The sequence below is a fragment of the Dyadobacter linearis genome (assembly GCF_907165045.1).
GTDB classification, from domain to species: domain Bacteria; phylum Bacteroidota; class Bacteroidia; order Cytophagales; family Spirosomataceae; genus Dyadobacter; species Dyadobacter linearis.
In genome coordinates this window covers 196,756-209,573 of the sequence record NZ_CAJRAU010000003.1, presented here as the reverse complement: position 1 = coordinate 209,573, position 12,818 = coordinate 196,756, and the positions used below count along the sequence as shown (strand labels likewise).

Sequence of the window (12,818 nt, the reverse complement as noted above, 5' to 3'; positions counted from 1 at the left end):
TGTGCACTGGATTTTCAAAGCTACTTTTTCTCGCTGAGGGGGTAATAGCGCACGTAATCGATCTCCATTTTTTGAGGGAAAACGCTGTCATCCACGCCCTTTTGACCGCCCCAATTGCCTCCGACCGCAATATTCAAAATCAGGTGAAAAGGTTTGTCAAATGGCCATTCCGCCCATTTGTATTCTGCTTCTTTGGGAAATGTGAAGTAAGCTTTGCCGTCAACAAGAATGGTAACCGACTCGGGTGTCCACTCGCAGGTGTAAATGTGAAATTCCTCCGAAGCTTTGTCGACGATCACGTTATTGCCTTTATTGGTTTTCAAGACGTGATTAAAAGCTTTGGTATGCACATTCCCGTGAACCCGGTTCTGGTCGAAACCCACATGCTCCATGATGTCTATCTCTCCATTGTCGGGCCAGCTTTTGTTGCCGTAATTATTTTCACTGTAAAGCATCCAAATAGCAGGCCAGGTACCTGTTCCGGCAGGCAGTTTTGCCTTTACTTCTATCTTACCATACAAAAAATCCCCCTTTCCCTTCGATACCAGCCGCGCTGAACTGTATTCGGCTTTCCCGGATTTCTCCTTTATAGCTGTGATGATCAGGTGGCCATTTTCAACTTTCGCGTTCCCGATCTCATCTGTATAGTTTTGCAGCTCATTATTCCCCCACCCATTCTCTCCAAGCGCGTAAGACCATTTTGCAGCGTCAGGCTTGCCGGAATAGTTAAATTCGTCCTGCCAGGAAGGAGTTGAGGCGAAGAAGTTACCTTCGTTTTGCGCGATTACAGCAGGTTGTGAGCAAGCTGCCAAAGTTGTAATCAGGAATATAAAAATTACCTTCTGGCGCATATTAACTGTTGGCTTCTGCCTTAGCGAGGCTTCTGATTTTAGACAAATCAACCTTTTTCAAGATTGCATTCACTATTTTCAATTCCTGTTGCACCAACTTCTCGGCGGATAGTATTGTCGTTGCGTTTTCTTTGTTTAAAGGTCTCATAGCTTATTTGTGATTATGTATAGTTCGTAACATTCATCTTTTTGAAAATGCACTATTCCCTTCTCATTAATTCCTAAAATAACATATTTTTCTGATAGTTGTTGAAGTTCTCTCGAGATTGCGATTCTATACAATCGGTGTCTTCTTGAATCATTCCCCCGGAAAACGACAGAATAGTCTTTATCTCTTTCCAGAAAATTTGCCACGATACGAAACATAGTTGCCAAAACGGTTATCATATCCTGATTTCTTGTTTCAGTAATGTTGCTGCATTCTCCGGAATCCAAAATATCGAATAGCGCGAGATTAAATACATTTTCACTGCCCGTCTCTGTGAATGCGACAAGCTTCCTTACATTCTTTTCCTTCCCAATACTTAGAAATTCATATTCGTAACTTTTAGAAAGTGAATACTCATAGATGTCCTCGTTCATATTTGCTGTGTGTTCTTGATATCCTCAAACCTAATCCTTTCTACAATTACGACCACTATGCAATTCTCCAGCGGCTGGATATTACCTTTGTATACCGCATTTGACTTATCATGAGAGAAATAAAGCTTAGTACAGAAGTTGCCATCACCCCTTCCGACTGGAAAATGGATCACCATTCCAAAATTCTGACTGTCGGCTCGTGCTTTGCCGAAGTACTCGGGACGCAGCTGGAAGGCTATAAATTTGACGTACTGAACAATCCGCTGGGTACTATTTTCAATCCGCTCACCATTTGCAAAACGCTGGATCTGGCGCTGGATGAGAGAGGGCCGGCACCTGAGCTTTTTCTGAAAACCCCAGACGATATCTGGCTGCACCACGATTTTCATTCGTCCATCTGGAGCAATAGCCGGAAGGATCTGGAAGTTCAGCTTTCAGGGAAATTAGAGAATTTACGCGCATTCATCACCGAAGCCGATGTGCTCGTGATCACCCTGGGCACGGCCTACGGGTACCGTCACAAGGCAACAAATATGGTGATTGGGAACTGTCATAAGCTCCCTGCGGAGCATTTCATCCGCGAATTATTGCATCCCGACCAGATCAGTATGGCGATGGAGCAATTGATCCAGAAGCTGCTGATGTTCCGGCGGAACCTTCGGGTGGTATTGACCATCAGCCCGGTTCGCCACACGAAAGATACTTTGCCGCTAAACCAGGTCAGTAAGTCGACGTTACGGCTGGCCTGCCACCGGCTTGCCGAAAAATACAAGCATATTACCTATTTCCCTTCCTACGAGATCATGATCGACGAGTTAAGGGATTATAGGTTCTATAAAAGTGACCTGATCCACCCGAACGAACTCGCTGAGGAACATATCTTCCAGATTTTCGCTAGATCGTTCATTTCGCAGGGTTCTGTTGAATTAATGGAAGAATGGGACAAAATCCTGTCTACAATCAATCATCGGCCATTGCACGGATTTACGAAAAGTCATTTAAAATTCCTGAAATCGGTGTGGAGCAAGCTGAATGAAATTTCGCGAAAAATGAACGTAGCCGACGAAATGGAAGAGATAGAAAGGCGAATCGGAGAATTTCCGGTTTTGTAACAAACTCATCAGGGGATTTTTGCGTTGCATAGTATTAGTCAAGGTCCTCAGCCAGTATAATGGGAGAATTTACAATCAATAAAGAAAAAGTATTACAGGCACTGAGCACTGTGGAAGAGCCAGACCTGAAAAAAGATCTTGTGACCCTTGGAATGATCCAGGATATTGAGATCGGAGTGAATCAGGTGCGTTTTACAGTTGTTCTTACTACCCCCGCGTGCCCACTTAAAGAGTTGATCAGGAGAAGTTGCGAGACTGCGATTCATGAGCATTTAAGTCCTGATGTTGAAGTGATTATCAAGCTTACTGCAAACGTCACTACGGCGCGTCAAACCGGCCCACTCATTCCTGGCGTTAAAAATGTAATCGCTATTTCCTCTGGAAAAGGCGGAGTTGGGAAGTCGACAGTTACGGCCAACCTCGCGATGGCATTGCACCGTTCGGGAGCGAAAGTTGGTATTATCGATGCAGATATCTTTGGCCCGTCCATCCCTGTGATGTTTGGTGTGGAGCATATGCAGCCGACGATTACGCCGAAAGACGGGAAAAATTTCATTAATCCGATCCGTCAGTTTGGTATTAAAATGATGTCGATCGGTTTCCTTACGCCGCCTGATAGTGCGGTAGTGTGGCGCGGACCGATGGCGAGCCAGGCATTGAAGCAGTTTTTTGCGGATACAGACTGGGGCGATCTGGATTACCTGCTGATAGATTTACCGCCTGGTACCAGCGATATTCACCTTACCCTCGTGCAAACGGTGCCCGTAACCGGCGCAGTGGTGGTTACCACGCCTCAAAAAGTGGCACTGGCGGATGCTGTAAAGGGTTTATCCATGTTCCGGCAGCCGCAGATCAATGTGCCGATTTTAGGTATTATTGAGAATATGGCATGGTTTACGCCAGAGGAGCTTCCTGATTCCCAGTATTTCATTTTTGGAAAAGGAGGCGGGCAATCTTTGGCGGATAAATTTGATGTGCCTTTAATAGGGCAGATCCCTCTTGTACAGAGCATTAGGGAAGCAGGGGATGAAGGAAGGCCCGCTGTAATGGATACGAATCCGATCGTAAACGATGCTTTCCGGGATGCAGCAGAGTCGCTTGCACAGCAGGTTGCGATCCGGAATGCGAGCAAAAACAAGACGCAGACCGTCGAGATCCAGGTTTGATTTCGGGGCTGATCAGGATTTGATTTTTTGAATATTATCTTGCATCTTAGCAAATACATAATTGAAACAATGGATTCCAAAGAAAAAACAATAGAATTGATCGAGCAGGCACTGGAATCAGTGCGGCCGTATTTGCATGCTGATGGTGGTGATGTGAAGCTGGTGGAGTTGACTGACGATAACATTGTCAAGCTGGAATTGCAGGGATCCTGCCAAAGCTGCCCGATGAGCGCGATGACGTTCCGTGCAGGACTGGAAGAGTCGATCCGTAAAGCGGTTCCGCATGTTAGTAAAGTGGTAGCAGTGAACGTTCCGGCGCTGGCTTAGTTTCGGATCATATAAAACTTAAAAAAGGCAGTTCTTCGTGAGGAGAGCTGCCTTTTTTGCTTCATCCCGATTAGTCCCTTATCTTGCGATCTTTGAATGAAAACCGGAATTACTATGCGTATCGGAATATTTTTTGGAGGCCCTTCACGTGAAAGAGAAATATCATTTGCAGGTGGAAAAACAGCATTTGAGTACCTGGACAAATCTCTTTTCGAGCCGGTACCTGTCTTTGTAGACAGCTTTGGCAGGTTTATATTATTAGAAAAACAACTGATGTATTCCAGCGAGATCCGCGAATTTTATCCTGCGAAAAATATCCAGAAAGCTGGTTTTAAAACATATATAGAATCTTATCCCGAGCTGGCTAGCGAACCTGTCGACAATGAAACGGGCACACTGATCACACCGGAGCAATTTAAAGATTATTTTGACTTTGCATTCCTGGCGATGCACGGGCCTGATTGTGAGGACGGTGCAATACAAGGTTTGCTGGAATGGTACAAAATACCTTACAGCGGACCTGGCTTAATGGGGTCTGCTGTCGGAATCGATAAGATCCTGCAAAATGATATGATCGCCCTGGTTAATGGGCAGGAGAAAAAAAGCTGGACGCTGACTTATAAGAATTGGGTTCCGGAAGAATATGCGCTTCTTTTTCAGGTACTTAAAAAACACCTTGGCCTTCCTCTGGTAATCAAAGCGCCGCATCAGGGCTCCTCAATCGGTGTAGCTATTGTGAAAGACGATTCGCTTGAAGCGTTTATTTCAGCAGTAAACCAATGCTTTTTCCGGATCGAATTGGAAGCTGAAACCTGGAAATCGCTTGATACTGCCGAAAAACAGGCATGGGGACAGAAAGTTGCGAATCTTGATGAGGGTATCGGCTTTCCGGTTGTGCTGTCAGGAAAGACCATTTATCACCCGGCAGATCTTCTTCCTGAACTGGATAACCACTTTGTTGCCGGGCATACAATAGCTGTTTTAAGCAGCTCGAATTCAGAAGATCAGGTCCTGGTAGAGGAATTTACAACCGGGCAGGAATTCTCCTGCGGCTGCATTCAGTTTGACGATGGAAAACCGCTTGCATTACCGCCAAGCGAGGTGATCAAAATGGTTCAGGTTTTTGATTTTAATGCAAAATATAAGCCAGGAGCCAGCCGAAAACGCATTCCCGTAGATACTTCATTAGAAAACAACCAGGCTATCCAGAAAGTGATCGCCGAAGTTTTTGAACAGCTGGGCATCAATGTTTGTGTGCGTATTGACGGGTTTCTGACAGAAGAAGGCCGCATTATTCTGCACGATCCGAACACGATTCCAGGTATGTCCCCGACTTCATTTATTTTCAAACAAATGGCCGAGATCGGTCTGAATGTGACGCATGCGCTTACTTACCTGGTCCGCCAGTCAATCCGCGAGCGTATCAGGAGTGGGAAAAATACCTGGGCGCTCAGAACTTTGCTGGATGAGCTGGATCAGCGGATCAATGCAAATAATGCCATCGCAAAACCGGTGGAATATATTGTTTTTGGCGCAACCGATGAGGAGTATATTGATGCCCGCCTGCGTTACGGTCGGTTAAATGCAGAAGGGAAAATTCAGCCGGTGCCCGTTTTAAAAGGTAGGGACGGACAATTCTATAAACTCACTAATCCGCTGATGTTCAAGGAATATGTGGCGGATGTAGAAGTGCTGCTTAGTTCTGAGCGTCACCCGCTGCTGACTGAGACCTCGGAAAAGGCGGACAAGCTGACCAGATTTTATGCAGGTAACGTTTCCTTTAATGTAACCGCCTATTCCGATCTGGCTGCATTGCAAGTGACCGCCTGACACATTCCTGATTTTCAATTTTTAACCGGTTTTTGCTGTTTTTGGAAACCGGTTTTTTAAATTGGGTAGATTTTAAAGTGAAATTCATTCCTTTCGATAATCAACATATTAATGGCAAACGGCGCGGAAAAAGTAAGATTAAGCCTTCAAAAAGATAACAAGGGTTGGAAAAAGTGGGGGCCTTATCTGTCTGAACGCCAGTGGGGTACAGTACGAGAGGATTATAGCGGCAATGGCGATGCCTGGAACTATATTACCCACGAAATGGCGCTTTCCAAAGCCTATCGCTGGGGCGAAGACGGGATTGGTGGATTTTCGGACAACAAGCAGCATATATGCCTTTCCTTTGGATTCTGGAATCACAAGGATAAAATCTTGAAAGAAAGGATTTTCGGGCTTACAAACCGCGAATCCAATCACGGCGAGGATGTGAAGGAAATGTACTATTACCTTGATAGTACGCCCACGCATTCGTACACCAAGATGCTTTACAAATACCCTCAGCAGCTTTTTCCATACGATAAGCTGCGTCAGGAAAACGGCCGTCGCGGAAAAGAAGACCAGGAATATGAGATCATGGACACCGGGGTTTTCGAAAACGATGAATATTTTGACATTTTCATTGAGCACGCGAAAGCCGACGAGGAAGATATTCTCATGAAAGTAACGGTTTTTAACCGCGGCCCTGAGGATGCGCCAATCACCGTGCTGCCGACGATCATGTTCCGCAATACCTGGTCGTGGGGTTACGAAGCATTCAATTACAAGCCTATTATGAACGGTATCTCGAACCGTTTGATAGAAGTAACTCACCGCAAACACGGTAAATACAACCTTTACCTGGATAATGCCGACGAATTGTTGTTTTGTGAAAACGAAACGAATTTCAAAAAGCTTTACGGTACAGCCAACAATACCAGCTACCCGAAAGACGGTATCAACGATTTTATCGTGTCGGGAGGTAAATCCAATACGGTCAATCCTAATCATATTGGTACCAAGGCTTCGGCGCGATTTACACGCACAGTGAAGGCGGGGACCAGTGAGGTTTTTCGTTTGCGCTACGTAAATCACGCGATTTCAGAGCCTTTCGGTGGTTTTGAGGATCTTTTTGCCAAAAGGATCCGGGAAGCGGACGAATTTTATGACGACCTGCAACGCGACGTTTCCGATGCAGATCTGCGGTCTATTCAGCGCCAGGCTTATGCGGGAATGCTTTGGAGCAAGCAGTTTTACTACTATAATGTATACGAGTGGCTCAAAGGCGACCCTGCCCAGCCGGGTCCGAATCAGGGTAGAAAGTGGGGCAGGAACTCGGGCTGGAAGCATTTATATGCAGCCAATATCATTTCGATGCCCGATAAATGGGAATATCCCTGGTTTGCAGCCTGGGACCTGGCTTTTCACTGCGTACCGCTGGCCAGGGTCGACGCGGATTTTGCGAAAAGGCAACTCGAAATTCTGCTCCGAGAGTATTATATGCACCCGAACGGGCAGATTCCGGCTTACGAATGGAATTTCTCAGATGTAAACCCACCGGTTCACGGGTGGGCTACGTGGAAAGTCTATGAGATTGACCGCGAACAAAATAACGGGGTAGGGGATATTCAGTTTCTTGAAAAAATATTTCATAAACTGCTATTAAACTTCACCTGGTGGGTTAACCAGAAGGATGATACCGGAAATAACATATTCAGCGGCGGGTTCCTGGGGCTGGATAATATCGGTGTATTCGACCGGTCTACACCAATGCCTTTCGGTGGAAAGTTGCAGCAGGCCGATGCGACGGGCTGGATGGCGATGTATACTTTAAATATGCTTCGTATCTCGGTAGAAATTGCTCTGGTACATCCTGTGTATCAGGATATGGCGTCGAAATTCTTTGAGCACTTCCTGCATATTGCCGGTGCCATGGAATCGATCGGCGGGAAGAATTCTTCGATCAGTCTCTGGGATGAAGAAGACCAGTTTTACTATGATGTGATCCATATTCCGAACGGTCAGAGCATTCTGTTGAAAGTTCGATCGATAGTCGGTTTGATTCCGCTTTTTGCGGTTGAAATTTTAGATCCTCAGAATTTGGATAAACTGCCTGTATTCAAAAGGCGTGTTGAGTGGGTTTTGGCCAACAGGCCGGATCTGGCGCGGTTGATATCGCGATGGTTTGAATCAGGGAAAGGTGAAAACAGGCTGCTCTCAATTCTGCGCGGTCACCGGATGAAAATGATCCTGAAAAGAATGCTGGATGAAAGCGAATTCCTGTCGGATTACGGCGTGCGCGCATTGTCCAAATACCACGAAGAGAATCCGTATAAATTTTATATCAACGGGGAGGTTTTACAGGTAGATTATACGCCTGCGGAAGCTCTTACAGATATTATGGGTGGAAATTCAAACTGGCGCGGGCCGATCTGGTTTCCATTGAATTACCTCATATTCGATTCGCTGATGAAGTTCCATGCTTATTATGGCGAGGATTTTATGGTGGAATATCCGACCAACTCCGGCAATCTGGTTACGATCAAGGAAGCGGCCGTGGGTATTGCCTGCCGCCTGATCGACATTTTCAAGAAGGATACAGAAGGCAACCGCGCAGTATACGGGCACGATCAGAAAATGCAGAAGGACGATAATTTCAACGATCACGTGCTCTTTTACGAGTATTTCCACGGTGATAACGGGCGCGGCTGCGGAGCAAGTCACCAAACGGGCTGGACCGGACTTGTAGCCGAGCTGATCTTGAAAACAGCAAAAGAAACGGTGCGCAAGAGCGAAACGCAGGAAGCTGAGATCATTAAATAAAATCTAAATTAAATATACTTCAACTACTTATGACTGCAAATCTGGAACCGAACGTCAAGGCCAAAATAACCACCTGGCTAGACGGTGATTATGATATTGATACCAAACAATCCATTCAGCAACTGATTGATGAAGGAAATGATACTGAACTGACAGACGCATTCTACAAGGACCTTGAATTCGGAACCGGCGGTTTGCGCGGGCTGATCGGTATTGGCTCAAACAGGATGAACCGCTACACGGTAGGTACTGCCACGCAGGGACTTGCGAATTACCTGAACAAAGCGTTTCCGGGTGAAGAAGTAAAAGTGGCGATTGCTTACGACAGTCGCATTAAATCGGACGAATTCGCGAAGATCATTGCAGATATTTTCTCGGCAAACGGGATCAGCGTGTACCTTTTTGAAGCGCTGAGACCTACTCCTGAGCTTTCTTTTGCAATTCGTTTGCTCGGCTGCAAAAGTGGTGTTGTGGTAACTGCCTCGCACAATCCCAAAGAATATAATGGTTATAAAGCATATTGGGACGATGGTTCGCAGGTGGTTGCTCCGCACGATACCAACATTATCGGCGAGGTGAATGCGATCCAGTCGATCGATGATGTGAAATTCGATGGCGACGCTTCAAAAATTACTAAAATAGGGGTGGAGGTAGATGAGAAATATATGGATCATATTCTGTCTCTCTCAATTTCAAAAGATGCGTTGGCTCGTCAGAAAGACCTGAAAATAGTTTACACGCCACTTCACGGTACCGGTGTTACGCTAGTTCCTGCGCTGCTGGCGAAAATGGGTTTTGAAGCTGTGACTGTGATTGAAGAGCAGGCTGAACCGAAAGGTAACGGTCAGTTCCCGACGGTGGTTTACCCAAATCCTGAGGAAGCGGAAGCAATGTCGAAAGCGGTTGAAAAAGCGAAAGAAATCGATGCAGACCTGGTTTTAGGAACTGATCCGGATGCTGACAGGGTTGGTATTGCTGTTAAAAATCACCACGGCGAAATCCAGCTTTTGAATGGAAACCAGACAGCCAGTGTGCTGATCTATTACCTTCTGAATGCATGGAAAGATGCGGGTAAGTTGACCGGAACCCAGTTTGTTTGCAAAACGATCGTGACCACCGACCTGATCGATAAAATGGCGGAAGCTTACGATGTTAAATGTTATAACACATTAACCGGTTTTAAATATATTGCCCAGGTAATCAGGGAGAAAGAGGGTCAGGAGCAGTTTATTGGTGGTGGCGAGGAAAGCTACGGTTACCTGATTGGTGACGCGGTTCGTGACAAGGACGCGATCGCTTCCTGCGCGATGATCGCCGAGCTGACTGCTTATGCGAAAGACAAAGGTCTGAGCCTTTTTGATATGTTAATGGAGATATACAAGCAATTCGGTTTTTATTACGAAGGCTTGATTTCTTTAACCAAAAAAGGAAAAACGGGAGCTGATGAAATCCAGCAGATGATGGCGGATTTTCGTGCAAATCCTCCAAAAACGATTGCCGGCTCGCCTGTGATCAGGATGGACGATTACAAAGCGCTCACAACCGTTGACTTCACGAGCGGCACTTCGCATTCAATTCCTTCGGGCGAGATGGGTATTGAATCTTCGAATGTACTTCAATTCTTCACTGAGGATGGTACAAAGTTTACGTGCCGCCCGTCGGGTACCGAGCCGAAGATTAAATTCTACGTTGGTGTACGCGCTGCTTTGGAGAAAAATGAAGATTTTGACAACGTGTATGCTTCTTTGCAGCAGAAAGTAAAAGCAATAGGAGAAGAGCTGAATCTGAAATAGCTTATCTGATTTCTATAAAAGTAACGCGGCCGCCAGATTCCTGGCGGCCGCGTTTAGTAGTGTCCGACCTGACGTTATCACTTCGTCGAAACCAATACATACTTTTTCTTCTGTTCGTCTTCGATGATCTCTACTTCGGTGATACTTTTGAAGGGAAGGGCGTTGAGGTCTTCTAATGTGGTTCGCTGGGCGTCGAGGTATAAATCGGCTCCCTGGTAATCCGATTCGCGGATCACGAATGTGCCTTGTTCGGATTTCCCTATGCCCGACCTTTTAAGAATAGCAGGAGCATATTGGCCGTCGAAGGAATGTGGTTTGTACGAAGTACTTGAATTCATTCCAATTTCCTTGCTAAGTCTGACTTTAAAGTACTTCATTTCATTTTGCCTGAATAATCCCAGCGCTCTTTGATAGTCTGCGTCAGTTTCTCGTTGCAGCTGTGCAGGGATTGATAATGATCCGACCCCAATCCCGTTTTTGATCATATGGCCTGAATAGCCTTGAATTGGCATAAAACCTTGTCCGCCCGTAGAGCCTTCCCCCCTTGAACCCTTCGCGGTCACGACAATGCCAACCGAAGTAATGAACTGCTGCAACGGATCATACTCAACTTTGTTGACCACAAATTCACCACCAAACTGATTAGCCGCTTTACGCATCTGGACGAAATCTTCCAGTGCCATCATAGGCGAAACCGACCAGAAAAGTGTGTCATTCCGGATCAAAATACCTCTTACACGTTTTGTTCCCTGATCTTCTATAACGGTTTCAGAAGCAGGAATTACAGGCTCATTAATCTTCGCCGGCGCTTTCGCAGCCACCTTTTCGGCGGGTGCCGTCTCCTGGAATTTCTCCTGGATCAGACTTGCGACGATGGGTTTAACAGCCTTTGGCACCAGCGTAACCAGCTTGTGTTTGAAGGGTGCCACAAATGCGGAGGATAAATAAAGTACGGCGATCAGCGCGCCATATTTACCCCAGGCTAAGTAATGCGAAGGTTTGCGGTTCATCATTTTAATGCGGTTTTTGAGTAGTGATTGTGCAAATGAAGTAGTCAGTGGCAACTACCTGCCCTGCATTGCGGCAGTGAGCAAACTGTATTGATATTGCTTTTTCCCAATTCCGCCCTCTAATACTGCCCGATCGGCGAGGTATTCAAGATTAGCCTGCACCTGTTTCTGATGATACCATGCGAATGGATTGAACCAGAGTACAATACGTTGCAATTCTGCGGCTAACAGGTCTATGCTGTGCCATTGAAGCGCATGCTCGGTTTCGTGGGCCACAATATGTTGGAGTTCCTCCTTTGAATGATTTTCAGGATTGATAACTATCCATCGGAAGAAAGAATAGGGCGACTTAATATGCTTATTTCTGACAAAAAGGAGCTTCTGGTCACGTTCAATATCCGATTGTGAGAGCAAACGGAATATTCCACCAACTTGAAAAAGAAAGAAAATTGTGAGAGCAGTAACGCCAGCAAGGTAGACAAGCAGCATGCATTCCATGATGTCCGGACTGGAAAGGTTCTGTCTGGTAAGTGCAACCTGCGTGGGATTATATGCTGCTATCTGCTGCTTCACGGCAGGAATTACCTCCGCTAGCTTTGGAATAGTCTGATGAAATTCAGTCTGCACTTTAACAGGGCCCCAGTCCGGCATCGGGATCAGAGGCAATGTCCAGGCTGCGATTACATTTAACCAAAGCAATGCCCGGTTCAGTTTGGAGAACGTCTCGAACTGCACCATCCAGCGATAGCCTAGGGTGAGTACGGCCAGCAACAAGCTGACTTTCAAAAGGTAGGGAAATAACATAAGCTGCGGATTAATGGTGGTGCATCAATTCTTTACTCTCCTTCTTCAATCATTTTAATAATCTCCCGAAGCTCATCGGGACTCACTTTTTCATTCTTTGCAAAATAGGCGACCAGATCTTTGTAGGAATCATTGAAATAGCTGCCAACCACTTTGTTCAGCACAAAATGGTTTTGATAATCATCCTTTTTTACGACCGGGAAATATTCATAGGTATTCCCAAACTGCCGGTGGTTTACATACCCTTTTTCTTCCAAATTCCGGATAATGGTCGAAAGGGTATTGTAATGCAGCTTAGGCTCAGTGAACAGCGGGAGCATATCTTTCACAAATGCACTTTCCAGGTTCCAGAGTACCTGCATTACCTGTTCTTCCTTATTGGTCAACTTTTGAAATTCCATGTGTCCAAAGTATAAACTATTTTTATAGTTAGCAAACTATTTTTCTAGTGAGTAAAATTTTCGAGGATTTCTTTTAAACAATTCATACCATTTCATCCCCCATAAGTGACCGCAGGATTATTTACTGGGTATTTAATGTT

The 12,818-nt window shown here is 45.6% G+C and carries 11 protein-coding genes; 6 read left to right on the top strand and 5 right to left on the bottom strand.

Going from position 1 to position 12,818, the window contains the following annotated elements; all coding sequences use genetic code 11:
- Positions 1-20 precede the first annotated feature (20 nt).
- Positions 21-851 (bottom strand): glycoside hydrolase family 16 protein, encoded by an 831-nt coding sequence (locus KOD92_RS11350; RefSeq protein WP_215233692.1) that lies wholly within the window; start codon positions 849-851, stop codon positions 21-23.
- Positions 852-995: 144 nt separating this feature from the next.
- Positions 996-1,433 (bottom strand): DUF6934 family protein, encoded by a 438-nt coding sequence (locus KOD92_RS11345; protein WP_215233691.1) that lies wholly within the window; start codon positions 1,431-1,433, stop codon positions 996-998.
- 110 nt (positions 1,434-1,543) lie between these two features.
- Here KOD92_RS11345 and KOD92_RS11340 point away from each other — a divergent pair, with 110 nt between their 5' ends.
- The 6 genes from KOD92_RS11340 to KOD92_RS11315 all read left to right on the top strand — a co-directional run bounded on the left by KOD92_RS11340 (position 1,544) and on the right by KOD92_RS11315 (position 10,463).
- Positions 1,544-2,545, top strand: coding sequence for a GSCFA domain-containing protein (locus KOD92_RS11340; protein WP_215233690.1), 1,002 nt, complete (start codon positions 1,544-1,546; stop codon positions 2,543-2,545).
- Between the two features lie 59 nt (positions 2,546-2,604).
- Positions 2,605-3,711 (top strand): Mrp/NBP35 family ATP-binding protein, encoded by a 1,107-nt coding sequence (locus tag KOD92_RS11335; RefSeq protein ID WP_215233689.1) that lies wholly within the window; start codon positions 2,605-2,607, stop codon positions 3,709-3,711.
- A 69-nt stretch (positions 3,712-3,780) separates the two neighbouring features.
- Positions 3,781-4,038 (top strand): NifU family protein, encoded by a 258-nt coding sequence (locus KOD92_RS11330; protein ID WP_215233688.1) that lies wholly within the window; start codon positions 3,781-3,783, stop codon positions 4,036-4,038.
- A 114-nt stretch (positions 4,039-4,152) separates the two neighbouring features.
- Positions 4,153-5,868, top strand: coding sequence for a D-alanine--D-alanine ligase family protein (locus KOD92_RS11325; RefSeq protein WP_215233687.1), 1,716 nt, complete (start codon positions 4,153-4,155; stop codon positions 5,866-5,868).
- A gap of 111 nt (positions 5,869-5,979) precedes the next feature.
- A complete protein-coding gene (locus KOD92_RS11320) occupies positions 5,980-8,670 on the top strand; it encodes an MGH1-like glycoside hydrolase domain-containing protein (RefSeq protein WP_215233686.1) in 2,691 nt (896 codons plus the stop codon).
- A 29-nt stretch (positions 8,671-8,699) separates the two neighbouring features.
- A complete protein-coding gene (locus KOD92_RS11315; protein WP_215233685.1) occupies positions 8,700-10,463 on the top strand; it encodes a phospho-sugar mutase in 1,764 nt (587 codons plus the stop codon).
- 77 nt (positions 10,464-10,540) lie between these two features.
- Here the strand turns inward: KOD92_RS11315 and KOD92_RS11310 are convergent, their stop codons facing one another.
- Genes KOD92_RS11310 through KOD92_RS11300 form a run of 3 tightly spaced genes read right to left on the bottom strand, consistent with a single transcriptional unit; the run spans position 10,541 to position 12,678 of the window.
- Positions 10,541-11,476 carry a hypothetical protein gene (locus KOD92_RS11310; protein WP_215233684.1) on the bottom strand — a complete coding sequence of 312 codons (936 nt, stop codon included), beginning with the start codon at positions 11,474-11,476 and terminating at the stop codon, positions 10,541-10,543.
- Positions 11,477-11,527: 51 nt separating this feature from the next.
- The gene (locus KOD92_RS11305; protein WP_215233683.1) at positions 11,528-12,277 is read right to left on the bottom strand and encodes a M56 family metallopeptidase; all 750 of its coding nucleotides are present in this window, start codon (positions 12,275-12,277) and stop codon (positions 11,528-11,530) included.
- A 32-nt stretch (positions 12,278-12,309) separates the two neighbouring features.
- A complete protein-coding gene (locus tag KOD92_RS11300; RefSeq protein WP_215233682.1) occupies positions 12,310-12,678 on the bottom strand; it encodes a BlaI/MecI/CopY family transcriptional regulator in 369 nt (122 codons plus the stop codon).
- Positions 12,679-12,818: the final 140 nt, after the last annotated feature.

What these genes read in the sequence shown, in the direction of transcription:
- KOD92_RS11350 (WP_215233692.1), bottom strand. Translation starts at nt 851, where the DNA reads ATGCGCCAGAAGGTAATTTTTATATTCCTGATTACAACTTTGGCAGCT.
- KOD92_RS11330 (WP_215233688.1), top strand. Translation starts at nt 3,781, where the DNA reads ATGGATTCCAAAGAAAAAACAATAGAATTGATCGAGCAGGCACTGGAA.
- KOD92_RS11335 (WP_215233689.1), top strand. Translation starts at nt 2,605, where the DNA reads ATGGGAGAATTTACAATCAATAAAGAAAAAGTATTACAGGCACTGAGC.
- KOD92_RS11325 (WP_215233687.1), top strand. Translation starts at nt 4,153, where the DNA reads ATGCGTATCGGAATATTTTTTGGAGGCCCTTCACGTGAAAGAGAAATA.
- KOD92_RS11345 (WP_215233691.1), bottom strand. Translation starts at nt 1,433, where the DNA reads ATGAACGAGGACATCTATGAGTATTCACTTTCTAAAAGTTACGAATAT.
- KOD92_RS11310 (WP_215233684.1), bottom strand. Translation starts at nt 11,476, where the DNA reads ATGATGAACCGCAAACCTTCGCATTACTTAGCCTGGGGTAAATATGGC.
- KOD92_RS11340 (WP_215233690.1), top strand. Translation starts at nt 1,544, where the DNA reads ATGAGAGAAATAAAGCTTAGTACAGAAGTTGCCATCACCCCTTCCGAC.
- KOD92_RS11305 (WP_215233683.1), bottom strand. Translation starts at nt 12,277, where the DNA reads ATGTTATTTCCCTACCTTTTGAAAGTCAGCTTGTTGCTGGCCGTACTC.
- KOD92_RS11315 (WP_215233685.1), top strand. Translation starts at nt 8,700, where the DNA reads ATGACTGCAAATCTGGAACCGAACGTCAAGGCCAAAATAACCACCTGG.
- KOD92_RS11320 (WP_215233686.1), top strand. Translation starts at nt 5,980, where the DNA reads ATGGCAAACGGCGCGGAAAAAGTAAGATTAAGCCTTCAAAAAGATAAC.
- KOD92_RS11300 (WP_215233682.1), bottom strand. Translation starts at nt 12,678, where the DNA reads ATGGAATTTCAAAAGTTGACCAATAAGGAAGAACAGGTAATGCAGGTA.